The following is a 24,444-nucleotide window of genomic DNA, read 5'->3' on the forward strand; positions in this document are numbered from 1 at the left end:
GTTAAATTAAATTGAAGAGGAGTCATTTATGCCTTCAAAACGTGTTCACCAAATTTGGTTATGGGGGAGTTTAATTTCTCTCATCGGCTTTATCGTTATTGCGCTGCTAGTGGTTAACCATACCAAGATTAACCAAACCTTTGACCAAGTTGTGGCCACTAGCATTCAAGCCAACCGCACCAAAACGCTCACCCATTTATTGACCTTGATTACCAGCTTAGGCAATCCCCTGCCTCATATGGTGCTTGTCCTCATCTTAATTACCAGTTTAGCTTATACCAAACGCTATCACTTGCTAAGCTTTGCGTTAACAGGTATCCTGGTCGGGACACTTTTGAATCAGGCCATAAAAATGCTAGTTCATCGGGATCGTCCTGCTCACAAGCTCATTCAAATTGGCGGTTACAGTTTTCCCAGTGGGCACTCCACTTCGTCTATGATCTTTTTTCTGACAATCATCATTATTGCGGGCTACCTGGTCAAAAAGAATTGGCAGTTGTGGCTGATTGATATCAGTGCGTGCTGCTTGACCTTACTCATTGGAATTTCACGAATTTATCTAAACGTCCATTATCCTTCCGATGTCTTGGGAGGTTTTCTCTTGGGCATTACCATTACCCTATTATCGGCCTATTTCATTTTATTACCTAAAAAGGAGATCTCACAACCATGAATTTAGAATCCGCGCTCCGCTTTAGTCATACGTTGTTAGCACAGGCTGTCCAACCAGGCGATACCGTTATTGACGCCACAGTTGGCAATGGCAACGATACCATTTATCTTGCTAGTGCCGTGGGAAAAACCGGTCGCGTCTTCGGCTTTGATGTCCAAGAATCCGCGCTAAAAGAAACCCAAACGCAATTAACTTTAACCGGCTTAACCGCCCAAACCACATTAATTCATGATGGACATGAACACATTGAACACCATGTTCCTGAAGATACACAACTAGCAGCGGCCATTTTTAATTTGGGCTACCTGCCGGGAAGTGATAAGTCTGTGATCACACATGGTAAAACCACCATTGCTGCCATCTCCCAGTGTTTGTCATTGCTTGTCCGGGGCGGCTTGGTCATTGTGGTCAGTTATTATGGGCATCCGGGTGGACAAGATGAACTAGCCCAACTCCAGCGCTATTTGAAAGGACTTCCACAAAAGCAATTTCAAGTTTTAACTTATCAGTTTATAAATCAACAAAATGAACCGCCTATTCTTTTTGCGATTCAAAAACGCTAAAAAGTCGGGTCCCAGCCGTCTCTTCGCATGCTGGAACCCGATTTTTACTTTTTTAACCCGTTCATAGATTTAAGGTTGTGCGATTAGGTTACAAAATGCTGTCAGTGTGTTTGGGGCTTCTAGATTTTCTATAATCACCAAGATTGATTATAATTGCCAGAATGATCAGACACACCCCCGCCAAATAGATGTTATGCAGGGCTTGGTACAAAATGGTTCGTAAAGCCGGGAGCCATTTAGCCGGGAGCGAGGATGCCGTTTGGGGATTAATGAGTTTATTCATCATTCCCAAATTTAAGTGTGCATGCTGCGCTAACCCCGCGTTCATCGTCCCATTCATAATAATACCAAATACCGACATCATAATGGTTTGCCCTAAAGTTCGCGCTAAGGTATTAAAGGAAGTGGCCACTCCCATATCTTTGTTGGCTACCAAGCGCTGTGACGTCACTGTGGTTGAAGTAATGGTAATGCCAAACCCCACTCCCAAGATTGTGGAGATAACGAAGAATAACCAGAATGGGGTTGTTTGGGGCAAGAGACTTAGCCAAAGACTGCCTACCAACAAAATCGACAAGCTAATCATCAATGTTTGTTTGGGCGTTAATTTCAAGATAAATTTACCAGCTAAGAAGGAACCGACGATCCACATGACCGAGCTTGGTGTCACCGCGAATCCCGCAAGTGACGCGGGTAATCCCAACAGGCCCTGTGTCCAAGTTGGAATGTAAACTTCAAAACCAATCAGAAATCCAGAAACAAGCATCGTCGCCAGATTTTGGGTAATGAACGTACGATTCTTGAAGAGTTTTAATGAAATAATGGGATCCGCAGCTTTGCGTTCTCGCCTGACAAACAAGAAAATAGCCACGACGGTAACAGCAAAACAAGTTTCTACCGTTTCCCAGGTGAAGTGTGTTTCTCCTAAAACCTGAAAGCCATACATTAAACTCAATAAGGCCAGTGTCAGCCACAACGTACCTAAATAATCAATCTGTGTTGCAACGGTATGGGGTTGTTCATGAAGATACAGCGCAATCATAACCACCGTCAACAAGCCAATGGGAATATTGATAAAAAATACCCAGTGCCAAGTTAATTGGTCGACAATAAAGCCTCCCAATAATGGGGCCACAATTGCCGCAATCCCCCAAGCAGCCCCATTGAATCCCATCACTCGGGCCCGTTTTTCAAAGGGATAGATATCCGCAATAATCGTGTTAGCAACGGGCATAATACAGCCGGCCCCCACACCTTGCAAGGCGCGCCACCCAATCAGTGTCGGCATTGAGTTAGCGGTACCACTCAAGGTTGAGCCTAATATGAAAATTAAAATGCCAATGATAAAAATTCGTTTACGGCCAAAAATATCAGCCAGTTTGCCATAGATCGGTGTTGCAACAGCGTTCGTTAATAAATAAATGGAAACAATCCAGTTCATTAAATTAACACCGTGCAAATCTCCAACAATGGTCGGCATTGCGGTTGAAACAATTGTCCCTTCGACGGCCGTCAAAAAGGTTGCAACAAAAATTGCGATTGTAACTAATGTCACGTTTGTTTGCTTTGCTGTCTTCATTTTCTCCACTCCATTTAAAAAATCTCTTCTACTTTAAACTGGCAGAAGAGATTTTAGGGTCTACACTTTCTGGTATTGGTGAATAACTGATACCAGTTTTTATTTTGAAAAAAAAAAGGACATTTGCCCTCTTTGTGTTACGATTTAATCGCCTAATAAAATCGAAAAGAGGAAAAACAAATGTCCCTAACTAATTCTATCCTAAGCCTATTCGAAATAACAGACCCTAATTTAACTGTAACTGAGATTACTAAGGAACATTATCCCAATGGGCAACACGTTCATGTCGTTCACGCTATCCTTTCCTATCAACTTTTAAAATGTCCTCATTGTGGCCATAAATCTCTAATCAAAAATGGAACTCACATTGGCCATCTAAGATTGGGAACCTTATCAGGTGGACGTTATGAGATGCAGCTAAAACGACAAAGATATCAATGTAAACGGTGTTTAAAAACCTGTGGTGCTCAAACTAACCTCGTTAAACGTAATGAAACTTTTACGCATAATGTGAAACATCAAGTAATTGTTCTGGCTCGGGATATGCTGACCAGTAAAGAAATCGCTAAGATTTGTGGGATTTCACCAAGTAGTGTTCAACGCATTTTAAATGCGAATATTCACTTAGCTTATCGTGTTAAAACACTCCCCCAAAATCTTTGTTTTGATGAATTCCGTTCCTGTAATCATCTAATGTCCTTTAACTGTTGCGATGCCGTTAGTCATCGCCGCATTGTGATTCTTAAGGATCGCCTTAGTAAGGATATCATTGATTACTTTGAAGCTCGCTATTCAGTTCAAGAACGTATGAAAGTTCAAACAATCACCGTTGATATGAATGCTGAGTATGCTGGCTTTATTCATCGGTTATTTCCTAAGGCAATAACCATCATTGACCGTTTCCACATTATTCAACTTGCCGGTCGGGCACTGGATAACGAACGTACACGTGTGATCCATACTTTTCAAGATAAGCATTCCCGAGTTTATCGCATTCTAAAATCTCAATGGCGTTTGTTCCATTTGGCAGAAGAAAAGGTCAATGATACTAAACTTATCTATTTACACGGTATCAACGAATACATGACCCAACAGAACGCCATTGACCTAGCCTTAGATGAATTTCCAGAATTTAAAACTGTGTATCAAACCTATCAAGGAATTCTAACAGCCATTCAACAAAAAGATGCGGTTGGATTTAAAACCTTGATTGCCAACTACAAGGCGGCTGGCAACCAAATGGATATTACTATCTCAACTTTAATAAAGAATGGTCCTGCTGTTCTCAATAGTTGTCGTTATCCGTATTCCAACGGTCCTATTGAAGGACTAAATCGTAAAATTAAGGTGTTAAAGCGTAGCTGTTTTGGTTTTCAAAATATTCATAACTTTTTCATTCGTATCAGTTTAATTTATGCGTAAACAAAAAAAGCACATTCACCGAAGTGAACATGCTTTTCAAAAATCTCCACCAATACAATTTGACAGAGACCCAGATTTTACTGATAATTACTTCAAGAGTTCTTTTAAAGCGTCAACTTTATCCGTGTGTTCCCACGGTAAATCAATATCGGTACGGCCAAAATGACCGTAAGCCGCGGTCTTCTTATAGATCGGCCGTTGTAAATCTAACATCTTAATAATCCCGGCCGGGCGTAAATCAAAGACTTTCCGAATAGCAGCAGCTAGATCCTCTTCCGATACGGATCCTGTTCCAAACGTATCGACCGAAATTGAAACCGGTTGGGCCACCCCAATGGCATACGCTAATTGCACTTCCACTTTGTGTGCCAAACCGGCAGCCACAATGTTTTTTGCAATATAACGAGCGGCATAACTAGCCGAACGGTCAACTTTCGTGGCATCTTTTCCAGAAAATGCACCGCCGCCATGACGCGCAAAACCACCATAAGTATCCACAATAATCTTCCGACCTGTTAATCCGGCATCACCTTGCGGACCACCGATAACAAATCGGCCAGTCGGATTAATGAAATATTTTGTTTTATCATCAAGTAGATTAGCTGGAATGACTGGTTTAATTACGTGTTCAATCACGTCTTGACGAATGGTTTCCAACAAGACATTTGGATCATGTTGCGTACTTAAAACAACCGTGTCTACGCGCACTGGTTTTTCATTGTCATCATATTCCACAGTCACTTCTGCCTTGGCATCTGGCCGCAGATATTGTAACTCGCCCGACTTACGGACAGCCGCAATTTTTTGCATCAAATGGTGACTTAACATAATTGGTAATGGCATCAATTCTGGCGTTTCGTCAATTGCAAAACCAAACATCAGACCTTGATCGCCAGCGCCAATTTTATCTAACGGATCAACATCACCCTCGCGTTCTTCTAGGGACTCATCAACCCCCTGAGCGATATCTGGTGACTGTTCGTCAATGGCAACCATGACCGCACAATTATCACCATCAAACCCATATTCACCGTCTTTGTAGCCAATCTCTTTGATTGTTTGCCGGACTGTTTTTTGAATATCAACATATGCCGTTGTGCTAATTTCACCAACAACAACTACCAGACCGGTTGTCACGGTGGTCTCGCAAGCTACTCGTGCCTCTGGATCTTGTGCCAACATCGCATCTAAAATTGCATCACTGATTTGATCAGCAATTTTATCTGGATGTCCCTCTGAAACTGATTCAGAAGTAAATAAGTGTCTTTCTTGCATTTGAAAATTTCCCCCTTAATTAAATACGGTTACAAGGCATCTTTGCAATGAAGCAAATCCTTTCGGGAACAAAAATTACGTTTGTTCAATGTTATAACCCGTGCTATCTAGCTCTCCATTGTCGACGTGCCAAATCAGCATTCAATTTTAGAAAGCCATCTTAACAAGTTTATCACAAATAAAAAACCTTTAAAAGCCAGGATTTCGGTTGACGACCAACCAAACTTTGTTTACGATTGAGTTATTTGAAACAGGAGTTTATCAATTATGCAAAAAATGCGTTTATCTCGTTCCAATAAAAAGACAATCTTACCTATCATCATGACGGCTCTGCAAACTGTTACCATCTGGTTAGTCCCAATGTTGTTTGGCCATCAGTTACAAACTACCATCCACCATACAGTTGATAATCAAATTTTATTAATTTTATTTGTTTTCATGTTTAATTTTTTAGTTTTTGACCGTCTGACTAATAAAATCTCGTCTCCGATTTTTTTGAGCATGGTCGGCATCACTATTGTAATTGCGGCTTTAAGCTTTTCGCGAATTGCGCCAACTATTGGCCTTCTTTTGTTTACCAGTTTAGCGACCTTGATTCCGTTCATTTTGCCCTCCAAACATAACTGGACGGGGTGGCTTTCATTTGTGATTAGCGTCACTTTTATCCTCCCCACAGCCTTATTTTATGTGCAGTGCGGATTTTTATCGGCTAGTTTTTTAAAAATTTTAGCAGTTCCGCTATTAGCTAACCTGTTTTTATTCTTTCCATTTTTCAATTTAAACTTTGCCTATCACACTATTTTTCAACTAATACTTGGCATTATCAGTGCTTTGGGTATCGTCAGTTTACATTTAGGCACTTATGGTATTTTAGGCATCGGGATCCTGATGATTGCGTTTCTTACTGAATTTTTCATCTCTCAGAATCAAATTCGACTTTGTTTGGCCACCGGATTAAGTTTACTTTTTAATCTTTTGTTCTTTTTATAGTTTTTTGCCGATAATTAACCAATATTTCTCTTTTCAGGGTGTCAGATAGTAATCTGTCATCCTTTTTTGTTTCCATTTTGATAGAACGGTTAAACGCGCCTGGTAGCTTTTGTTTTAGTCAAATTCAGTTGACGCCGATACTATGAAACAATCTTATAGGTCAGTGCACCCCACCCATTTAAAAACCTGCGTAAACTATTTACGCTTAGATGATGAAGTCCTCACCAACAGCAGTTGAGGAAGGCTCCTTATGCGATTTTAGCGACTAAAAGTCATTTCAGAAACAAAAAAGGGTCTACACTTTCTGGTATTGGTGAATAACTGATACCAGTTTTTATTTTGAAAAAAAAAAGGACATTTGCCCTCTTTGTGTTACGATTTAATCGCCTAATAAAATCGAAAAGAGGAAAAACAAATGTCCCTAACTAATTCTATCCTAAGCCTATTCGAAATAACAGACCCTAATTTAACTGTAACTGAGATTACTAAGGAACATTATCCCAATGGGCAACACGTTCATGTCGTTCACGCTATCCTTTCCTATCAACTTTTAAAATGTCCTCATTGTGGCCATAAATCTCTAATCAAAAATGGAACTCACATTGGCCATCTAAGATTGGGAACCTTATCAGGTGGACGTTATGAGATGCAGCTAAAACGACAAAGATATCAATGTAAACGGTGTTTAAAAACCTGTGGTGCTCAAACTAACCTCGTTAAACGTAATGAAACTTTTACGCATAATGTGAAACATCAAGTAATTGTTCTGGCTCGGGATATGCTGACCAGTAAAGAAATCGCTAAGATTTGTGGGATTTCACCAAGTAGTGTTCAACGCATTTTAAATGCGAATATTCACTTAGCTTATCGTGTTAAAACACTCCCCCAAAATCTTTGTTTTGATGAATTCCGTTCCTGTAATCATCTAATGTCCTTTAACTGTTGCGATGCCGTTAGTCATCGCCGCATTGTGATTCTTAAGGATCGCCTTAGTAAGGATATCATTGATTACTTTGAAGCTCGCTATTCAGTTCAAGAACGTATGAAAGTTCAAACAATCACCGTTGATATGAATGCTGAGTATGCTGGCTTTATTCATCGGTTATTTCCTAAGGCAATAACCATCATTGACCGTTTCCACATTATTCAACTTGCCGGTCGGGCACTGGATAACGAACGTACACGTGTGATCCATACTTTTCAAGATAAGCATTCCCGAGTTTATCGCATTCTAAAATCTCAATGGCGTTTGTTCCATTTGGCAGAAGAAAAGGTCAATGATACTAAACTTATCTATTTACACGGTATCAACGAATACATGACCCAACAGAACGCCATTGACCTAGCCTTAGATGAATTTCCAGAATTTAAAACTGTGTATCAAACCTATCAAGGAATTCTAACAGCCATTCAACAAAAAGATGCGGTTGGATTTAAAACCTTGATTGCCAACTACAAGGCGGCTGGCAACCAAATGGATATTACTATCTCAACTTTAATAAAGAATGGTCCTGCTGTTCTCAATAGTTGTCGTTATCCGTATTCCAACGGTCCTATTGAAGGACTAAATCGTAAAATTAAGGTGTTAAAGCGTAGCTGTTTTGGTTTTCAAAATATTCATAACTTTTTCATTCGTATCAGTTTAATTTATGCGTAAACAAAAAAAGCACATTCACCGAAGTGAACATGCTTTTCAAAAATCTCCACCAATACAATTTGACAGAGACCCACAAAAAAAGTCAATATCACTTGATATTGACTGTACTTTCATTTGCTTGATACCGATTATTCAGCTGACGGTTCCAACGAGACTCGAACTCGTGATCTCCTGCGTGACAGGCAGGCGTCCTAAACCAACTAGACCATGGAACCATAATTGCGGGAGCAGGGTTTGAACCTGCGACCTTCGGGTTATGAGCCCGACGAGCTACCAGACTGCTCCATCCCGCGATAATATATAAAAATGACCCGTACGGGATTCGAACCCATGTTACTGCCGTGAAAGGGCAGTGTCTTAAACCACTTGACCAACGGGTCATAAAAAACGGAGAAGGAGGGATTTGAACCCTCGCGCCGCTTACGCGACCTACACCCTTAGCAGGGGCGCCTCTTCAGCCACTTGAGTACTTCTCCAATGGGCCTAAATGGACTTGAACCATCGACCTCACGCTTATCAGGCGTGCGCTCTAAACCAGCTGAGCTATAGGCCCCTTATAGAAAAAAGCGGGTGACGAGAATCGGACTCGCGACAACAGCTTGGAAGGCTGTGATTTTACCACTAAACTACACCCGCATAAAAGGTTATTAGATGGCGCGGGACAGAATCGAACTGCCGACACATGGAGCTTCAATCCATTGCTCTACCGACTGAGCTACCGAGCCATTAACGGTTCCAACGAGACTCGAACTCGTGATCTCCTGCGTGACAGGCAGGCGTCCTAAACCAACTAGACCATGGAACCATAATTGCGGGAGCAGGGTTTGAACCTGCGACCTTCGGGTTATGAGCCCGACGAGCTACCAGACTGCTCCATCCCGCGATAATTAAAAAGGAGGATGAGAGATTCGAACTCTCGCGTGGTTTGACCCACCTGACGGTTTTCAAGACCGTTCCCTTCAGCCAGACTTGGGTAATCCTCCATAAAAATACGGTTTACATGTCCCAATATATCCATAAGAATAAGATGGACCTTGTAGGACTCGAACCTACGACCGAACGGTTATGAGCCGTCTGCTCTAACCAACTGAGCTAAAGGTCCAAGTTCGTACACAAAACCTATCGCGGCGGGGGGGATCGAACCCTCGACCTCCCGGGTATGAACCGGACGCTCTAGCCAGCTGAGCTACACCGCGATCTAAACTTAAATGTAAATAAAAAACATTTAATCGGGAAAACAGGATTCGAACCTGCGACCCCCTGGTCCCAAACCAGGTGCTCTACCAAGCTGAGCTATTTCCCGAAAATGCACCCAGTAGGAGTCGAACCTACAACCTTCTGATTCGTAGTCAGACACTCTATCCAATTGCGCTATGGGTGCTTATTAAAATGCCGAGGACCGGGATCGAACCGGTACGGTCATCACTGACCGCAGGATTTTAAGTCCTGTGCGTCTGCCAATTCCGCCACCCCGGCAACGTTGCAGTTAAAAAACTACAAAGCGGAAGACGGGATTCGAACCCGCGACCCCCACCATGGCAAGGTGATGTTCTACCACTGAACTACTTCCGCATAATTATAAAATGCCGACTAGAGGATTCGAACCTCCGACCCCCTGTTTACAAGACAGATGCTCTGCCAACTGAGCTAAGTCGGCATCATTTTATAACCAATATTCAATTCATATGGCACTTTGTGCCAATGAGCCGTGGCAGCCTCGAACTGCCGACCCTCTGATTAAAAGTCAGATGCTCTACCAACTGAGCTAACGGCTCAAATGGAGGATACAGGGCTCGAACCTGTGACCCTCTGCTTGTAAGGCAGACGCTCTCCCAACTGAGCTAATCCTCCATTATTCGCATGGCAACGTCCTACCCTCGCAGGGAGCGATCCCCCAACTACTCTCGGCGCTAAGAAGCTTAACTTCTGTGTTCGACATGGGAACAGGTGTATCCTTCTCGCTATCGCCACCACACTTCTCCGATCCACCTTCGTGGCTCGTGTGAAAGAATTTTGTTCTCTCAAAACTAAATAATATCTACTCTCTTTTCCTCCGAGTTTCACCACTTCGTGGTTAAGTCCTCGACCGATTAGTATTGGTCCGCTCCATGTATCACTACACTTCCACTCCCAACCTATCTACCTGATCATCTCTCAGGGGTCTTACTTCCATAAATGGAATGGGAAATCTCATCTTGAGGCGAGTTTCACACTTAGATGCTTTCAGCGTTTATCTCATCCATACATAGCTACCCAGCGATGCTCCTGGCGGAACAACTGGTACACCAGCGGTATGTCCATCCCGGTCCTCTCGTACTAAGGACAGATCCTCGCAAATTTCCTACGCCCGCGACGGATAGGGACCGAACTGTCTCACGACGTTCTGAACCCAGCTCGCGTACCGCTTTAATGGGCGAACAGCCCAACCCTTGGGACCGACTACAGCCCCAGGATGCGATGAGCCGACATCGAGGTGCCAAACCTCCCCGTCGATGTGAACTCTTGGGGGAGATAAGCCTGTTATCCCCAGGGTAGCTTTTATCCGTTGAGCGATGGCCCTTCCATACGGTACCACCGGATCACTAAGCCCGACTTTCGTCCCTGCTCGACCTGTCTGTCTCGCAGTCAAGCTCCCTTCTGCCTTTACACTCTTTGAATGATTTCCAACCATTCTGAGGGAACCTTTGGGCGCCTCCGTTACTCTTTAGGAGGCGACCGCCCCAGTCAAACTGCCCACCTGACACTGTCTCCCGCCACGCTTAGTGGCGCGGGTTAGAGGGTTCATACAGCGAGGGTAGTATCCCACCAACGCCTCCACCGAAACTAGCGTTCCGGTTTCTACGGCTCCTACCTATCCTGTACAAGCTGTACAAACACTCAATATCAAGCTACAGTAAAGCTCCATGGGGTCTTTCCGTCCTGTCGCGGGTAACCCGCATCTTCACGGGTATTATAATTTCACCGAGTCTCTCGTTGAGACAGTGCCCAGATCGTTACGCCTTTCGTGCGGGTCGGAACTTACCCGACAAGGAATTTCGCTACCTTAGGACCGTTATAGTTACGGCCGCCGTTTACTGGGGCTTCATTTCAAAGCTTCGCCGAAGCTAACTCATTCACTTAACCTTCCAGCACCGGGCAGGCGTCAGCCCCTATACGTCATCTTACGATTTTGCAGAAACCTGTGTTTTTGATAAACAGTCGCCTGGGCCTATTCACTGCGGCTGATCTTGCGATCAGCACCCCTTCTCCCGAAGTTACGGGGTCATTTTGCCGAGTTCCTTAACGAGAGTTCTCTCGCTCACCTGAGGATACTCTCCTCGACTACCTGTGTCGGTTTGCGGTACGGGTAGTTAAACTCTAACTAGAAGCTTTTCTCGGCAGTGTGACATCAGGAACTTCGTTACTTTAAATTTCACTCCCCATCACAGCTTGTCCTTGAGGCAAAAAGCATTTAACTCTTCACCAGACTCGCTGCTTGGACGCACATTTCCAACCGTGCGCTTTCCTTAGCCTCCTGCGTCCCTCCATTGTTCAAACAAGTTTAACTAGTACAGGAATCTCAACCTGTTGGCCATCGTCTACGCCTCTCGGCCTCGACTTAGGTCCCGACTAACCCTGGGTGGACGAGCCTTCCCCAGGAAACCTTAGTCATACGGTGGACAGGATTCTCACCTGTCTTTCGCTACTCATACCGGCATTCTCACTTCTAAGCGCTCCAACAGTCCTCACGGTCTGCCTTCATTGCCCTTAGAACGCTCTCCTATCACGCCACCTTACGGTGGCATCCACAGTCTCGGTAATATGTTTCAGCCCCGGTACATTTTCGGCGCAGAATCACTCGACTAGTGAGCTATTACGCACTCTTTAAATGATGGCTGCTTCTGAGCCAACATCCTAGTTGTCTATGCAACTCCACATCCTTTTCCACTTAACATATATTTAGGGACCTTAACTGGTGGTCTGGGCTGTTCCCCTTTCGACGATGGATCTTATCACTCACCGTCTGACTCCCGGACATAAATCAATGGCATTCGGAGTTTATCTGAATTCAGTAACCCAAGACGGGCCCCTAGTCCAAACAGTGGCTCTACCTCCATGATCCTAATTCCGAGGCTAGCCCTAAAGCTATTTCGGAGAGAACCAGCTATCTCCAAGTTCGTTTGGAATTTCACCGCTACCCACACCTCATCTCAGCACTTTTCAACGTACACGAGTTCGGTCCTCCAGTGCGTTTTACCGCACCTTCAACCTGGACATGGGTAGGTCACTTGGTTTCGGGTCTACATCTACATACTCAGTCGCCCTCTTCAGACTCGCTTTCGCTGCGGCTCCGTTTCTTCAACTTAACCTGGCATGTAAACGTAACTCGCCGGTTCATTCTACAAAAGGCACGCCATCACCCCTTAACGGGCTCTGACTTCTTGTAGGCACATGGTTTCAAGAACTATTTCACTCCCCTTCCGGGGTGCTTTTCACCTTTCCCTCACGGTACTGGTTCACTATCGGTCACTAGGGAGTATTTAGCCTTGGGAGATGGTCCTCCCGGATTCCGACGGAGTTACACGTGTTCCGCCGTACTCAGGATCCTGAACTGAGGGATCTTCATTTTGCCTACGGGGCTATCACCCGCTCTGGCCAGTCTTCCCAGACTGTTCGGCTATGAAAATCTTTGGTAACTCAAATGTTCAGTCCTACAACCCCAGGAAGCAAGCTTCCTGGTTTGGGCTGTTCCCCGTTCGCTCGCCGCTACTTAGGGAATCGATATTTCTTTCTCTTCCTGCGGGTACTGAGATGTTTCAGTTCCCCGCGTCTACCTCCAACCACACTATGTATTCATGTGGTGGTAACAACGGATTAGTGTTGTTGGGTTTCCCCATTCGGAAATCTCCGGATCAAAGCTTACTTACAGCTCCCCGAAGCATATCGGTGTTAGTCCCGTCCTTCATCGGCTCCTAGTACCAAGGCATTCACCATGCGCCCTTTATAACTTAACCTAACTTTACCTGCGGTAAAGTGGTTTTGAGTTTAGCGATTATGTTTCGAACTAATCTTGTTTTAAAACTCTATAAAACGCGGTGTTCTCGGTTTAATTATTGACAATAATTAAAATTAGAAAATTTTTCGATATTATTTAGTTTTCAAAGAACAAAGTTTGAGAGTAAACCTCTCAAAACTAAACAAAGTTTCAACAATGTGCAGGTTTCCGTTTCTATTTTCCTTAGAAAGGAGGTGATCCAGCCGCAGGTTCTCCTACGGCTACCTTGTTACGACTTCACCCCAATCATCTGTCCCACCTTAGACGGCTAGCTCCCGAAGGTTACTCCACCGGCTTTGGGTGTTACAAACTCTCATGGTGTGACGGGCGGTGTGTACAAGGCCCGGGAACGTATTCACCGCGGCATGCTGATCCGCGATTACTAGCGATTCCAACTTCGTGCAGGCGAGTTGCAGCCTGCAGTCCGAACTGAGAACAGTTTTAAGAGATTAGCTAAACCTCGCGGTCTCGCAACTCGTTGTACTGTCCATTGTAGCACGTGTGTAGCCCAGGTCATAAGGGGCATGATGATTTGACGTCGTCCCCACCTTCCTCCGGTTTGTCACCGGCAGTCTCACTAGAGTGCCCACCTTAATGCTGGCAACTAATAATAAGGGTTGCGCTCGTTGCGGGACTTAACCCAACATCTCACGACACGAGCTGACGACAACCATGCACCACCTGTCATTCCGTCCCCGAAGGGAACGCCTAATCTCTTAGGTTAGCAGAAGATGTCAAGACCTGGTAAGGTTCTTCGCGTAGCTTCGAATTAAACCACATGCTCCACCGCTTGTGCGGGCCCCCGTCAATTCTTTTGAGTTTCAACCTTGCGGTCGTACTCCCCAGGCGGAATGCTTAATGCGTTAGCTGCAGCACTGAAGGGCGGAAACCCTCCAACACTTAGCATTCATCGTTTACGGCATGGACTACCAGGGTATCTAATCCTGTTCGCTACCCATGCTTTCGAGCCTCAGCGTCAGTTGCAGACCAGAGAGCCGCCTTCGCCACTGGTGTTCTTCCATATATCTACGCATTTCACCGCTACACATGGAGTTCCACTCTCCTCTTCTGCACTCAAGTCTCCCAGTTTCCAATGCACTTCTTCGGTTAAGCCGAAGGCTTTCACATTAGACTTAAAAAACCGCCTGCGCTCGCTTTACGCCCAATAAATCCGGATAACGCTTGCCACCTACGTATTACCGCGGCTGCTGGCACGTAGTTAGCCGTGGCTTTCTGGTTGGATACCGTCACTGCATGAGCAGTTACTCTCACACACGTTCTTCTCCAACAACAGAGTTTTACGACCCGAAAGCCTTCATCACTCACGCGGCGTTGCTCCATCAGACTTGCGTCCATTGTGGAAGATTCCCTACTGCTGCCTCCCGTAGGAGTCTGGGCCGTGTCTCAGTCCCAATGTGGCCGATTACCCTCTCAGGTCGGCTACGTATCACTGCCTTGGTGAGCCATTATCTCACCAACTAGCTAATACGCCGCGGGTCCATCCAGAAGTGATAGCCGAAGCCATCTTTTAAAAGTTAACCATGCGGTTGACTTTATTATGCGGTATTAGCATCTGTTTCCAGGTGTTATCCCCCGCTTCTGGGCAGGTTACCCACGTGTTACTCACCCGTTCGCCACTCACTTTATGGTTACGATCATCTTCGATGCAAGCATCTCTAATTCACGTAACGAAAGTGCGTCCGACTTGCATGTATTAGGCACGCCGCCAGCGTTCATCCTGAGCCAAGATCAAACTCTCATATTATAATTGAGTTTTTAAAAAGCTCATTTGTTGTTTCATTGTTTTAAGCGAATTGACTTCGCAAATTGTTTGCTTCAAATTCTCATTTGAAGACCCTACACATTTGTTTCGTCGAAACTTTGTTCAGTTTTCAAAGGTCTACTATGTCGCGATTGGAAGCGCTAAACGCCTCAACGCAATTACTTAACTTTATCATCTGTTTTTGAAAAAGTCAACAACCAAATTTAACTTTATTAAAAACATTTGATTTGGTGGTTAGAGAAGCGAACCTCTCAAAAACGACCTTGAATATCATATCAAGAATTCACTTTACGGTCAAGACCTAAATTATAGAAAAATAACGTCTCTTTCTTTAAAGCACCGTCATGCCTACATTTGTATCCCAATATTTTTTTGAAATAAAAAGCATCACCCGTAAACGAGCAACACTTTTCTTATCATTTCACTTTCTTAACTATCGTCCGATTTAACTTGTCTGGTTTCGTGACTAAGGCAAACATGCCACCGAACATACCAAAGTAATAAGTTAACAAACGCCAAATCAGCATGGCTAAAACCAGTTTACTATTACTGTGGATAAAACTCGAAAAAAGCACATCAAAACTGTACTCTGCACAACCTGAACCGCCAGGAATAGGAAAAATTGAAATTACCATAACAATTAAAACATGCAGTGAAGTGACCATGACCACATTAATTCCTGTATAACCCAAAGCTAGCATAATGTAGTAAGGCACCAAATAGTAAAAGAGCAGCTGAAAAAATGTCATCACAAACACTTTGATCAACAATTTCCATTGTGATTTGATCCGCACGCTTTCTAAATAAAAAGTATCGACTTTTTCGTCCAATGATTGTCGCCAATTATCATAGCGTTCTCGTTTAACAAACCACTTTGCCGGAATTAACACCCAATAAATAAGTTTTTTAGTAAAGCTGTGCCAGTACATAATCAGTAGAAGACCCACAATCACTGCAAAATGAATTGCGAAACCAAAAACTACAAATAGTGACAAATACTGCATTTTTTCAGCAATATAATTAAACCCTACCAGTAAGCTAAACATAAAATTAATGACAATCATGGCCTGGAAGACAACAAATTTCATCAATAAGACCGAACTTGCACGGCCACCTTCAACACCACTTTGCATTAAAGCTACTAACTGTGCAGGTTGTCCACCTGATGAAAATGGCGTAATACCATTAAACAGCTGTTCAATTAAGGGAATTCTAATTGCATCTTTAAAGGAAAAACGGTCACCATTACTGATCACAAACAATCGCGTAATCAACCCTTCAATTCCAAAATAAAGGAGCATACATAGAATTGCAACCAGCAACCACTGCCAGTGAATATGAACCATATCATGCATCAGCTGATTTAGATTCACATTTCTAAGCGAAAAGGCAAAAATAGCGATACCCAGGATCAACATAATGGCAAGCACAATTTTATTCTTTTTTGACATTAGTCTAGCCCTCTCTTGCCTGACGCATATAGAATCCGTGCCAGATATTTGCCAAATGGGCTTCAGAATACTTTTCAGAAGCTTCAATCGACTTGCGGTGCAACTGTTTAAGTGCACTGGGGTCGTTAAGGAGCCGTTCAATTTGTTGTTGCATTTCGGAAACGTCAGCAGCCGGTGCATAATCTCCGGCAATAATTGCATGGTAGAGATCTAGATCCCGTAATAAGACGGGCGTACCGCAACTAAAGGCTTCCAATACCGACATTGGAAAGAGCTCATTATACGACGGTAACAAAAATAAGTCGGCCGCATTATAGTAATTAACAAGCTCACTACGATCAACAATGCCAGTGAACCTCAAATTAGCAGGCGGATTATCTACTACTTTTTTGAGTTCTGTATAGCCATCTGTCATTCTGCCAAACGAAAACCCCCCCGCCCAGACAAACTGAACATTAGGGTTATGCTGAGCTAACTTGATAAAATCTTTCACACCTTTGCGTTCCTGTACCTGGCCGATCCCTAAAATCATAAATTTTTGTGAGGGAATGCCCAATTGTTGACGAACCTGCTGTTTTTTTTCGTCCGTCATCTCATAAAATTCACTTTTATGGACAAAATTGGGAATGTAACTAACCTTGTCCTCTGGAATGCCGTAAGCCGCCAATTTGGGTATAAACGTTGGATTAACAACAACAATGTGATCCATTCGTTTATAAAACGCAATAATATATTTATAAAAAATACTCCGGAAAGGTTGGGGAATCTTTAAACTTCCCTCAATCGTCTCAGGCAAAAAGTGCACGTAGCCAATTTTCCTTCCTCTTCCCGGCATAAACGTTGACAAGTAAAATTGAGGATCAATCGTGTGATAATGACTAATCTCTGCGCGACTATATTGATTAATCCGCACTTCAAATTCATCTGGAAAATGTGTTTTTAGAAGTGAAATTAGTTCTTCGTACGCGCTCTCAACACCTTGGCCTTTCACCTTTGATGCCGAAGAAAACATATTAATTCGCAAATCTTTCCCCCCTAATCTGAAAAGCTCGAAGACTCTTCATGATCCGCATATAAAACGAGTGAGTCCTTATAAAATTCCACGATCTGTTTACCAAAATGATCCGCAGAAATATCGTACAGCTTTCTTTCACGCGGTTCAGGATCTTCAAAGCTCGCCGGATGATTCAAATAATTTTCAACGAAATGAATAAACTCACTCTCCGTCTCAAAAGTAACCCCTAACGATGGATCATCCAATAATTCATTAGTATACGGACTTGATTTAACCACAACTTTCAGTCCCGCTGCTAAAGCTTCGATATAAGTCAAGCCCTGAGACTCAGAATCAGAGGCTGATACGAACAAATCTGCCATCTGATAAAATCGGTAAACAATGTCATTATCAATCTCTCCGGTAAAACGAACTGCATCAGAAATTCCCAAATCCTGAGCTTGCTGTTCTAAGCTTTCCCGGGCCGGCCCATCGCCAACAATCAAAAGCAAACTATCCGGCACTGATGCCAGGATGTTGGGAAAAGTCCGAATCACTTCTTGAATATTTTTTTCGTAAGCTAAACGACTTAAAGACAACAGAATTTTTTTATTTTTAGGTAAATGATACTTAGCTCGCCAATCCACATCTTCATGCTGAGCATAATGGTTAACATTAACTCCAGTTGGAATCACGCGAATAGGAGCCTTAACCCCATAAGTATTGAGCGTTTTAATTACCCGCTCACTGGGCGCTACTACGCCTGTCAAGTGATAACAAAATGCCCGTGTGCCCTGTTTAACATGATAAGGGCGTAGCAAATGGCCATTAGCAACGTAATGCAGATAATCCTCATACATTGTGTGGTAGGTGTGCACGCACGGGATCCGCAGATTTTTGGCAACAAACTTTCCAATCCATCCCAAAGAAAACTCAGTTTGTGTGTGGACAATATCTAGATTCAGTTCTTTGGCTACTTGATAAGCTTTAAACAGCCCACTCACAGCAATCCGTCGATCTGTAAACGAAACAAAGGGAATACTTGTGAAACGGAAAATGTTTCTCTCATAAACATTTTTATCGACTTTGGGATCCGTAGTCGTAAAAATGTACACTTGATGCCCCTGTTTTTCAAGTTGTGCCCGTAAGGTTTTGATCGAAGTTGCCACTCCACTTACCTGCGGGTAATACGTGTCCGTAAAAATTCCGATATTCACAAGTATCCTCCTCAAAAAAACTATCCACTTACTCAAGTTTAATTATATTGGTTTCATAAGCGTTATGCAAATGAGGCTAAGTTTTTATCCCCATTCTCCAAAAACGCTAACAATAACTGATTAAATTGGCAACTTTGTTCAGCCATGACAATATGACCGCTCTGCGAGACGAGCGCGACTTCTACAAATCGCGACATCTTCTTTACCCGGTCCCCAAAATGATAATCAAAATACGGGCTCTGTTGACCAAGGACTAACAACATTGGGATGGTTAGTTTTCCAATAACATCGCGCCAATCCTGCACAGCGTGATTCAACAGCAAGGGATAATTAAGGGCTTCATCAAAGGGGTAACTCTGATGAACCTTAGTGACTAACTGGAAAGTATCATCATCAATATGTTTGAACGTGGCATGTCCCAGCGGAGATTTTAGTCGTGTGGCCACATTTTCCCAATTCAAATCTTTAAATCCATACGGCCAGTCTGGCTCATTCAACATTTTAGGCGACTGATCCACCACTAAAATTTGGGCAACATCTTGGGATCCAAATAAAGAAAGATAACTCCAAATTACAGAACCGCCCATTGAGTTACCCACTAACACAAGCTGTTTAAGCTTCAAAAAATCACACAATTCATGCACATCGGCTGCTAAGCGGGAAATACGCAGTCCCCAACTGACATGCTGCGAATGTCCTTGATTACGCAAATCCAGTAAAATCACCCGATAATGGTGATCAAGGAGAAAACGTCGTTGATGTTGCCATATTTCTTTAGCCCCACCAAAGCCCGTTAAAAATAAAACGGGTTGTCCAGAACCCTCACTCGTATAATCTAGTTGGACCCGATCTGTGGTCACAAACTTCATCCCTACCGCCTCGATTGTTATATTGTTCTTAGTATACCAAAAAATCCCTAGGAACCTTTTCAAGTCCCTAGAGATTTTAATGAAATTGAAACTTTTTAATTATTCAATGCTTCCTGAACAAGTTTGATGACATCTTCATTTGTTTCTGCATCTGTCACCGCTTTTTCAGCCAGCTTCTTCATTTCGTTTGTATCTAAACGTTTCATCAATGAACGTGTCTTCAAAACAGAAGTTGCACTCATTGAGAATTCGTCTAACCCCAGTCCCATTAAAATTGGCACTGCAGTTTGATCGCCGGCCATTTCACCGCACATCCCAGTCCACTTACCTTCTGCATGAGAAGCGTCGATTGTTTTCTTAATCAAACGCAACAAGGAAGGGTTGTATGGCTGATAGAGGTAGGAAACTTTTTCATTTCCACGATCAGCAGCAAAGGAATATTGAATTAAATCGTTTGTGCCAATACTGAAGAAGTCGACGTACTTAGCCAATTTGTCAGCAATCATCGCAGCAGCAGGGATTTCCATCATCATACCGACTTGGATATTGTCCCCGATCTTCTTACCTGCTTGCACCATTTTTTGCTTTTCATCTTCAAAAATGGCCTTGGCCTTCTTGAATTCAGCAACGGTAGCAATCATTGGGAACATGATGGCCAATTTTCCGTATGCAGAAGCCCGTAATAACGCACGCAACTGTGTCCGGAATAAATCTGTCCGATCCAAACTAATCCGAATTGCCCGGTAACCCAAGAATGGGTTCATTTCGTCTGGAAGTGGCAGGTAAGGTAACTGTTTGTCACCACCAATATCCATTGTTCGTACAACAACTTGCTTGCCGTTCATGCCTTCGACAACTTTTTTGTAAGCTTCGAACTGATCATCTTCACTTGGTAATTCGCTAGAATCCATGTATAAGAACTCAGAACGGAAAAGACCAACTGCTTCAGCACCATTATCAAGGACCCCTTTGATATCATCAGGAGTACCGATATTAGCTGCTAAATCGAAATGAACGCCGTCTTTAGAAAAGGTCTTTTCATCACGTAGTTTTTCCCATTCGGCTTTTTGTTCTAAAAAGTCACTTTGCATTTTTTGGTATTCTGCAACTTGACTATCATCAGGATCCACAATTGCCAATCCATGAATACCATCGATAATGACAGTTTCTCCAGATTGAATGGCCGTTGTTGCTTTTTCACTACCAACAACTGCTGGAATTTCCAAAGTTCGCGACATAATAGCTGAATGTGAAGTCCGACCACCAATATCCGTGATAAAGCCTTTCACAAACTTGCGATCTAACTGAGCCGTATCACTAGGTGTTAAATCATGTGCCACAATCACAACCTCAGAATTAATCAAAGCTGGATTAGGGAGTTCAACACCAAGCAAGTGACTCATTACCCGCTTTGTCACGTCGCGAATATCACCAGCACGTTCTTGCATGTACTGATTATCCGTCATGGCTTCAAATGTTTCGATGAAACCATCTGTAACATCTTTTAATGCTTGCTCCGCATTAACGGTATCGTTCTTGATCTTGTCTTCAATATTACCAATTAGTTCTGGATCTGAGAGAATCGTAATGTGGGCTTCAAAAACTTCAGCTTCTTCTTCCCCAAGGTTTTCGGAAGCCTTGTTCTTAATTAACTCTAATTCTGATTTAGATGCGTCTAAAGCATCATGAAGACGTTTCACTTCAGCATCCGGATCATCAATGGTTTTCTTATCAAATGACAGATCAGGGTCGACAAGCATGTATGCTTTCGCAATTGCAACGCCATCACTGGCAGCAATTCCCTTCAATTCTTTTGCCATTAGTCAGAAAGTCCTTCCTTTTTCATTGTATCAGCTAAAGCTTCAATAGCTTCTTTTTCGTCGTCACCATCAGCAGAAATTGTCACGTCAGCGTTTTGACCAACACCTAATGACATTACGCCCATGATAGATTTCAAGTTAACTGATTTGTCCTTATAAGTTAATTTAACATCAGCGTTAAATTTGCTTGCTGCCTGTACTAATAAAGTAGCTGGGCGAGCATGAATACCTGTTTCTGCAATAACATGAAAGTCACGTGTTTCCATTATAAATCGATCTCCTTTAAAATAAGATAAGTTTAGTAAGGGCTTTCTTTTTGGATCATAAAACAAATGTCACTTCATTTTACTAACAATTAATCAGCCTTTCCCATTGATGATAGCAATTTCTCGAAATTATTACAAGCCCTTTCACAAATTAATCAAAATTTATTGCTTGTCGTTTTCATTGCTTTCAAAACGGTAAATCACGGTACCGTTGCGTTGCGCTTCACCAATCACGCGTTTGCGCTGATCATATTTCATATATATAGGTTGAAAATCAGCGAACTCGTCGGCTTCAACTTTTAGTTCTTTCAGGCTACCTTGACGAAGCTGTTCTAATAAATTAGAAAAATCTCTTGCCATATAATCACCTACCCTTTCCAAATGTAAATTTAGTTTAGCTGAAAAAGGCTGAAAGTTCAAATGTTGGCACTCATCGTTTTAAAGTGCTAAAATCGTTTTTGAGGTGGGAAAACGCCTAGCAAGTATATTTCAGCGCAATTTTAAATTTGAACAAATTACTTGCACATTTTATTTTGCGCGTTATAATGTGGTCATGGTCAAAGTTGGTCAAACTTTTTTGACCGTGATTCTTGAAAGGAGACAGCAAGTGATGCTATGTCAGAATTGTCACAAAAATGAAGCAACAATTCATCTGTACACCAATGTCAATGGACAGCGGCAGCAGATTGATCTTTGTCAAAATTGCTATCAACTTCTCAAACAACAAGAAGGAAATAATGGAAATGGAGGTGCTATGAATATGGCACAAGACCCATTTGGATTTGGAAATCTAGATGACATTTTCCGAGCAATGCAAAACGGAAATGTTGAGAGTCCTCAAGGATTTAATCAACAGGTTCCCCCGACACAACCAAGTGGACCAACTGGCAATAACGGCGGCAATCGTCGTAATGGTCAAGCCGGTCTGCTGGCTCAGTACGGGTTAAATCTTACTGAATTGGCCAAACAAGGTAAAATCGATCCTGTGATCGGCCGTGATTCAGAGATTTCACGTGTGATTGAAATTCTTAACCGACGGACAAAAAATAATCCGGTTTTAATCGGTGAAGCTGGGGTCGGAAAAACAGCGGTTGTTGAAGGTTTAGCCGAAAGAATCGTTGCCGGTGATGTCCCACAAAAATTAATCAACAAACAAATTATCCGTTTGGACGTCGTTTCGCTGGTTCAAGGAACTGGCATTCGAGGGCAGTTTGAACAACGGATGCAACAATTGATGAAAGAAGTTGAAAATAATAAGGACTTAATCGTCTTTATTGATGAAATTCATGAAATTGTTGGTGCTGGTAATGCTGAAGGCGGTATGGATGCTGGCAACGTTTTGAAGCCTGCCCTTGCCCGTGGCGATTTCCAGTTAGTTGGGGCCACAACTTTAAACGAGTATCGTGATATTGAAAAGGATGCGGCCTTAGCGCGGCGTTTACAACCTGTTCAAGTTGATGAACCTAGTGTGGAAGAGTCCATCCGTATTTTAAAAGGGATTCAAAAGAAATACGAAGACTACCATCACGTTCATTATACGGATGAAGCTATCGAAGCAGCTGCAAAACTCTCTAAGCGCTACATTCAAGACCGATTCTTACCTGATAAGGCAATTGATCTCTTAGATGAAGCTGGTTCGAAAAAGAATTTAACTATTAATACCGTGGATCCAAATACGATTCAGCAAAAAATTGATAATGCTGAAAAGTACAAACAAGATGCTTTAAAAGCAGAAGATTACGAAAAGGCTGCCTATTATCGTGATCAAGTGAATAAGCTAGAGAAGACAAAATCTGGCGCAGCTAACTCTGGCGACGTTCCTACTGTCACTGATAAAGATATGGAAAAAATCATTGAAGAAAAAACTGACATCCCCGTTGGCGAATTACAAAAACGAGAACAAGAACAACTACAAAATCTCAGTTCAGATTTACGTTCGCGGGTTATTGGCCAGGATCAGGCAGTTGATAAAATTGCTCGAGCTATCCGTCGTAACCGGATTGGTTTAAACGGCACGGGCCGACCAATCGGCTCCTTCCTTTTTGTCGGTCCTACCGGCGTTGGGAAAACTGAGTTGGCTAAGCAGTTAGCAAATGAACTCTTTGGTTCTGAGGATGCCATGATTCGGTTTGATATGAGTGAGTACATGGAACCCCATTCAATCTCGAAGTTGATCGGTTCCCCTCCTGGCTATGTAGGTTACGAAGAAGCTGGTCAATTGACTGAACAGGTTCGTCGTCATCCCTACAGTCTGGTTTTACTTGATGAAATTGAAAAGGCCCATCCTGATGTCATGCATATGTTCTTGCAGATTCTTGACGATGGCCGCCTAACAGACTCACAAGGTCGGACCGTCAGCTTCAAAGATACGATCATCATTATGACCTCCAATGCAGGAACTGGTGATGTCGAAGCTGATGTTGGTTTCGGAGCTGCTTCACAAGGCAAGACACATTCTGTCTTAGATAAATTGGGAAATTACTTCAAACCAGAATTTTTGAACCGTTTTGATGATATTGTCGAATTTAATTCACTCACTAAGGAAAACTTAATGAAGATTGTTGACTTGATGATTGGCAATGTGAATAAGATGTTAGCCGTTCAAGGCTTGCATGTTCATGTCACAGAACCAGTTGAAGAGAAATTAGTCTCCTTAGGTTACAATCCAAAAATGGGTGCGCGACCATTACGGCGTGTCATTCAAGAGCAGATTGAAGATCGAATTGCAGATTACTATCTTGATCATCCGGATGCTAAAAACTTGGTTGCTAAAATCGCAGATGGAAATATCACTCTTGCGGTAGAAAGCAACGCCGATGTGGCCTCAAGTACTACAGCTAAAAAGTAAAT

General features: G+C 42.9%; 15 protein-coding genes, 19 tRNA genes, 3 rRNA genes and 1 riboswitch. Of the genes, 6 read left to right on the plus strand and 31 right to left on the minus strand.

The features are described from left to right. The first annotated feature begins 28 nt into the window (after positions 1-28). Positions 29-673, plus strand: coding sequence for a phosphatase PAP2 family protein (locus tag ACLJJ6_RS06060; RefSeq protein WP_412988335.1), 645 nt, complete (start codon positions 29-31; stop codon positions 671-673). Beyond that, positions 670-1,236, plus strand: a complete 567-nt coding sequence (locus ACLJJ6_RS06065; RefSeq protein WP_412988336.1) for a class I SAM-dependent methyltransferase — start codon at positions 670-672, stop codon at positions 1,234-1,236. The genes ACLJJ6_RS06060 and ACLJJ6_RS06065 overlap by 4 nt, the downstream gene beginning before the upstream one ends. A gap of 88 nt (positions 1,237-1,324) precedes the next feature. Here the strand turns inward: ACLJJ6_RS06065 and ACLJJ6_RS06070 are convergent, their stop codons facing one another. After that, on the minus strand, positions 1,325-2,815 hold the full coding sequence (locus tag ACLJJ6_RS06070; protein WP_412988338.1) for an MDR family MFS transporter: 1,491 nt from the start codon (positions 2,813-2,815) through the stop codon (positions 1,325-1,327). A 180-nt stretch (positions 2,816-2,995) separates the two neighbouring features. Between ACLJJ6_RS06070 and ACLJJ6_RS06075 the strand changes: the two genes are divergently transcribed. Continuing rightward, positions 2,996-4,237, plus strand: a complete 1,242-nt coding sequence (locus ACLJJ6_RS06075; protein WP_412988180.1) for an ISL3 family transposase — start codon at positions 2,996-2,998, stop codon at positions 4,235-4,237. Positions 4,238-4,324: 87 nt separating this feature from the next. Here the strand turns inward: ACLJJ6_RS06075 and metK are convergent, their stop codons facing one another. Beyond that, positions 4,325-5,512, minus strand: a complete 1,188-nt coding sequence (metK, locus tag ACLJJ6_RS06080; protein WP_412988339.1) for a methionine adenosyltransferase — start codon at positions 5,510-5,512, stop codon at positions 4,325-4,327. Next, positions 5,510-5,595, minus strand: a riboswitch (SMK box riboswitch). (Overlaps the previous gene by 3 nt.) A 184-nt stretch (positions 5,596-5,779) precedes the next feature. Here metK and ACLJJ6_RS06085 point away from each other — a divergent pair. Together ACLJJ6_RS06085 and ACLJJ6_RS06090 are read left to right on the plus strand one after the other, a co-directional pair. Then, entirely contained in the window at positions 5,780-6,502 is a 723-nt protein-coding gene (locus ACLJJ6_RS06085) for a hypothetical protein (protein WP_412988340.1), read from the plus strand. Positions 6,503-6,917: 415 nt separating this feature from the next. After that, positions 6,918-8,159: an ISL3 family transposase gene (locus tag ACLJJ6_RS06090; RefSeq protein WP_412988180.1), complete on the plus strand. Its 1,242-nt coding sequence runs from the start codon at positions 6,918-6,920 to the stop codon at positions 8,157-8,159. A 140-nt stretch (positions 8,160-8,299) separates the two neighbouring features. On the opposite strand, the gene ACLJJ6_RS06095 is transcribed toward ACLJJ6_RS06090, so the two are convergent. The 29 genes from ACLJJ6_RS06095 to ACLJJ6_RS06235 form a co-directional block, all read right to left on the minus strand. Next, positions 8,300-8,374 (minus strand) — tRNA-Asp (locus ACLJJ6_RS06095). A gap of 4 nt (positions 8,375-8,378) precedes the next feature. After that, positions 8,379-8,452 (minus strand) — tRNA-Met (locus ACLJJ6_RS06100). Between the two features lie 14 nt (positions 8,453-8,466). Further along, positions 8,467-8,539, minus strand: a tRNA-Glu gene (locus ACLJJ6_RS06105). Between the two features lie 8 nt (positions 8,540-8,547). Continuing rightward, a tRNA-Ser gene (locus ACLJJ6_RS06110) sits at positions 8,548-8,635 on the minus strand. 2 nt (positions 8,636-8,637) lie between these two features. Next, positions 8,638-8,712, minus strand: a tRNA-Ile gene (locus ACLJJ6_RS06115). 12 nt (positions 8,713-8,724) lie between these two features. Continuing rightward, positions 8,725-8,795: transfer RNA gene (locus ACLJJ6_RS06120), tRNA-Gly, on the minus strand. A 16-nt stretch (positions 8,796-8,811) separates the two neighbouring features. Continuing rightward, positions 8,812-8,884: transfer RNA gene (locus ACLJJ6_RS06125), tRNA-Phe, on the minus strand. A 5-nt stretch (positions 8,885-8,889) separates the two neighbouring features. Continuing rightward, positions 8,890-8,964, minus strand: a tRNA-Asp gene (locus ACLJJ6_RS06130). Positions 8,965-8,968: 4 nt separating this feature from the next. Beyond that, positions 8,969-9,042 (minus strand) — tRNA-Met (locus ACLJJ6_RS06135). Positions 9,043-9,052: 10 nt separating this feature from the next. Continuing rightward, positions 9,053-9,142: transfer RNA gene (locus ACLJJ6_RS06140), tRNA-Ser, on the minus strand. Positions 9,143-9,187: 45 nt separating this feature from the next. Continuing rightward, a tRNA-Ile gene (locus tag ACLJJ6_RS06145) sits at positions 9,188-9,261 on the minus strand. A gap of 20 nt (positions 9,262-9,281) precedes the next feature. Further along, a tRNA-Met gene (locus ACLJJ6_RS06150) sits at positions 9,282-9,355 on the minus strand. 33 nt (positions 9,356-9,388) lie between these two features. Further along, positions 9,389-9,462 (minus strand) — tRNA-Pro (locus ACLJJ6_RS06155). Positions 9,463-9,466: 4 nt separating this feature from the next. Continuing rightward, positions 9,467-9,540: transfer RNA gene (locus tag ACLJJ6_RS06160), tRNA-Arg, on the minus strand. Between the two features lie 9 nt (positions 9,541-9,549). Then, positions 9,550-9,635 (minus strand) — tRNA-Leu (locus tag ACLJJ6_RS06165). A gap of 24 nt (positions 9,636-9,659) precedes the next feature. Beyond that, a tRNA-Gly gene (locus ACLJJ6_RS06170) sits at positions 9,660-9,731 on the minus strand. Positions 9,732-9,743: 12 nt separating this feature from the next. After that, a tRNA-Thr gene (locus ACLJJ6_RS06175) sits at positions 9,744-9,816 on the minus strand. Positions 9,817-9,861: 45 nt separating this feature from the next. Next, a tRNA-Lys gene (locus ACLJJ6_RS06180) sits at positions 9,862-9,934 on the minus strand. 3 nt (positions 9,935-9,937) lie between these two features. Further along, positions 9,938-10,010, minus strand: a tRNA-Val gene (locus tag ACLJJ6_RS06185). A 7-nt stretch (positions 10,011-10,017) separates the two neighbouring features. Further along, positions 10,018-10,134 (minus strand): 5S ribosomal RNA (gene rrf / locus ACLJJ6_RS06190). Between the two features lie 95 nt (positions 10,135-10,229). Continuing rightward, positions 10,230-13,153 (minus strand): 23S ribosomal RNA (locus tag ACLJJ6_RS06195). A gap of 228 nt (positions 13,154-13,381) precedes the next feature. Beyond that, positions 13,382-14,959, minus strand: a 16S ribosomal RNA gene (locus ACLJJ6_RS06200). Together the 16S, 23S and 5S rRNA genes with 19 tRNA genes alongside form the textbook arrangement of a ribosomal RNA operon. A gap of 434 nt (positions 14,960-15,393) precedes the next feature. Beyond that, on the minus strand, positions 15,394-16,428 hold the full coding sequence (locus tag ACLJJ6_RS06205; RefSeq protein WP_412988342.1) for a lysylphosphatidylglycerol synthase transmembrane domain-containing protein: 1,035 nt from the start codon (positions 16,426-16,428) through the stop codon (positions 15,394-15,396). 4 nt (positions 16,429-16,432) lie between these two features. After that, positions 16,433-17,440, minus strand: coding sequence for a glycosyltransferase family 4 protein (locus tag ACLJJ6_RS06210; protein WP_412990438.1), 1,008 nt, complete (start codon positions 17,438-17,440; stop codon positions 16,433-16,435). A 23-nt stretch (positions 17,441-17,463) separates the two neighbouring features. After that, positions 17,464-18,639: a glycosyltransferase family 4 protein gene (locus ACLJJ6_RS06215; protein WP_412988343.1), complete on the minus strand. Its 1,176-nt coding sequence runs from the start codon at positions 18,637-18,639 to the stop codon at positions 17,464-17,466. Between the two features lie 62 nt (positions 18,640-18,701). Beyond that, positions 18,702-19,508, minus strand: a complete 807-nt coding sequence (locus ACLJJ6_RS06220; RefSeq protein WP_412988345.1) for an alpha/beta fold hydrolase — start codon at positions 19,506-19,508, stop codon at positions 18,702-18,704. Between the two features lie 95 nt (positions 19,509-19,603). After that, positions 19,604-21,328, minus strand: a complete 1,725-nt coding sequence (gene ptsP, locus ACLJJ6_RS06225) for a phosphoenolpyruvate--protein phosphotransferase (RefSeq protein WP_412988346.1) — start codon at positions 21,326-21,328, stop codon at positions 19,604-19,606. Continuing rightward, a complete protein-coding gene (locus ACLJJ6_RS06230) occupies positions 21,328-21,594 on the minus strand; it encodes a phosphocarrier protein HPr (RefSeq protein ID WP_057751410.1) in 267 nt (88 codons plus the stop codon). Before ACLJJ6_RS06230 ends, ptsP begins: the two co-directional genes overlap by 1 nt. Positions 21,595-21,756: 162 nt before the next feature. Next, positions 21,757-21,954: a hypothetical protein gene (locus tag ACLJJ6_RS06235; protein ID WP_412988347.1), complete on the minus strand. Its 198-nt coding sequence runs from the start codon at positions 21,952-21,954 to the stop codon at positions 21,757-21,759. Between the two features lie 250 nt (positions 21,955-22,204). On the opposite strand from ACLJJ6_RS06235, the gene ACLJJ6_RS06240 reads away from it, so the two are divergent. After that, complete coding sequence (locus tag ACLJJ6_RS06240) at positions 22,205-24,442, plus strand: AAA family ATPase (protein ID WP_412988348.1); 2,238 nt, start codon at positions 22,205-22,207, stop codon at positions 24,440-24,442. The last annotated feature ends 2 nt before the right edge of the window (positions 24,443-24,444 follow it).

The sequence above is a fragment of the Pediococcus siamensis genome (genome assembly GCF_047220215.1).
GTDB lineage: Bacteria > Bacillota > Bacilli > Lactobacillales > Lactobacillaceae > Pediococcus > Pediococcus siamensis.

Bases quoted from the DNA above. Each gene is read 5' to 3' on its own strand.
- ACLJJ6_RS06060 (WP_412988335.1), top strand. From the start codon at position 29: ATGCCTTCAAAACGTGTTCACCAAATTTGGTTATGGGGGAGTTTAATT.
- ACLJJ6_RS06065 (WP_412988336.1), top strand. From the start codon at position 670: ATGAATTTAGAATCCGCGCTCCGCTTTAGTCATACGTTGTTAGCACAG.
- ACLJJ6_RS06070 (WP_412988338.1), bottom strand. From the start codon at position 2,815: ATGAAGACAGCAAAGCAAACAAACGTGACATTAGTTACAATCGCAATT.
- ACLJJ6_RS06075 (WP_412988180.1), top strand. From the start codon at position 2,996: ATGTCCCTAACTAATTCTATCCTAAGCCTATTCGAAATAACAGACCCT.
- metK (WP_412988339.1), bottom strand. From the start codon at position 5,512: ATGCAAGAAAGACACTTATTTACTTCTGAATCAGTTTCAGAGGGACAT.
- ACLJJ6_RS06085 (WP_412988340.1), top strand. From the start codon at position 5,780: ATGCAAAAAATGCGTTTATCTCGTTCCAATAAAAAGACAATCTTACCT.
- ACLJJ6_RS06090 (WP_412988180.1), top strand. From the start codon at position 6,918: ATGTCCCTAACTAATTCTATCCTAAGCCTATTCGAAATAACAGACCCT.
- ACLJJ6_RS06205 (WP_412988342.1), bottom strand. From the start codon at position 16,428: ATGTCAAAAAAGAATAAAATTGTGCTTGCCATTATGTTGATCCTGGGT.
- ACLJJ6_RS06210 (WP_412990438.1), bottom strand. From the start codon at position 17,440: ATGTTTTCTTCGGCATCAAAGGTGAAAGGCCAAGGTGTTGAGAGCGCG.
- ACLJJ6_RS06220 (WP_412988345.1), bottom strand. From the start codon at position 19,508: ATGAAGTTTGTGACCACAGATCGGGTCCAACTAGATTATACGAGTGAG.
- ptsP (WP_412988346.1), bottom strand. From the start codon at position 21,328: ATGGCAAAAGAATTGAAGGGAATTGCTGCCAGTGATGGCGTTGCAATT.
- ACLJJ6_RS06230 (WP_057751410.1), bottom strand. From the start codon at position 21,594: ATGGAAACACGTGACTTTCATGTTATTGCAGAAACAGGTATTCATGCT.
- ACLJJ6_RS06235 (WP_412988347.1), bottom strand. From the start codon at position 21,954: ATGGCAAGAGATTTTTCTAATTTATTAGAACAGCTTCGTCAAGGTAGC.
- ACLJJ6_RS06240 (WP_412988348.1), top strand. From the start codon at position 22,205: ATGCTATGTCAGAATTGTCACAAAAATGAAGCAACAATTCATCTGTAC.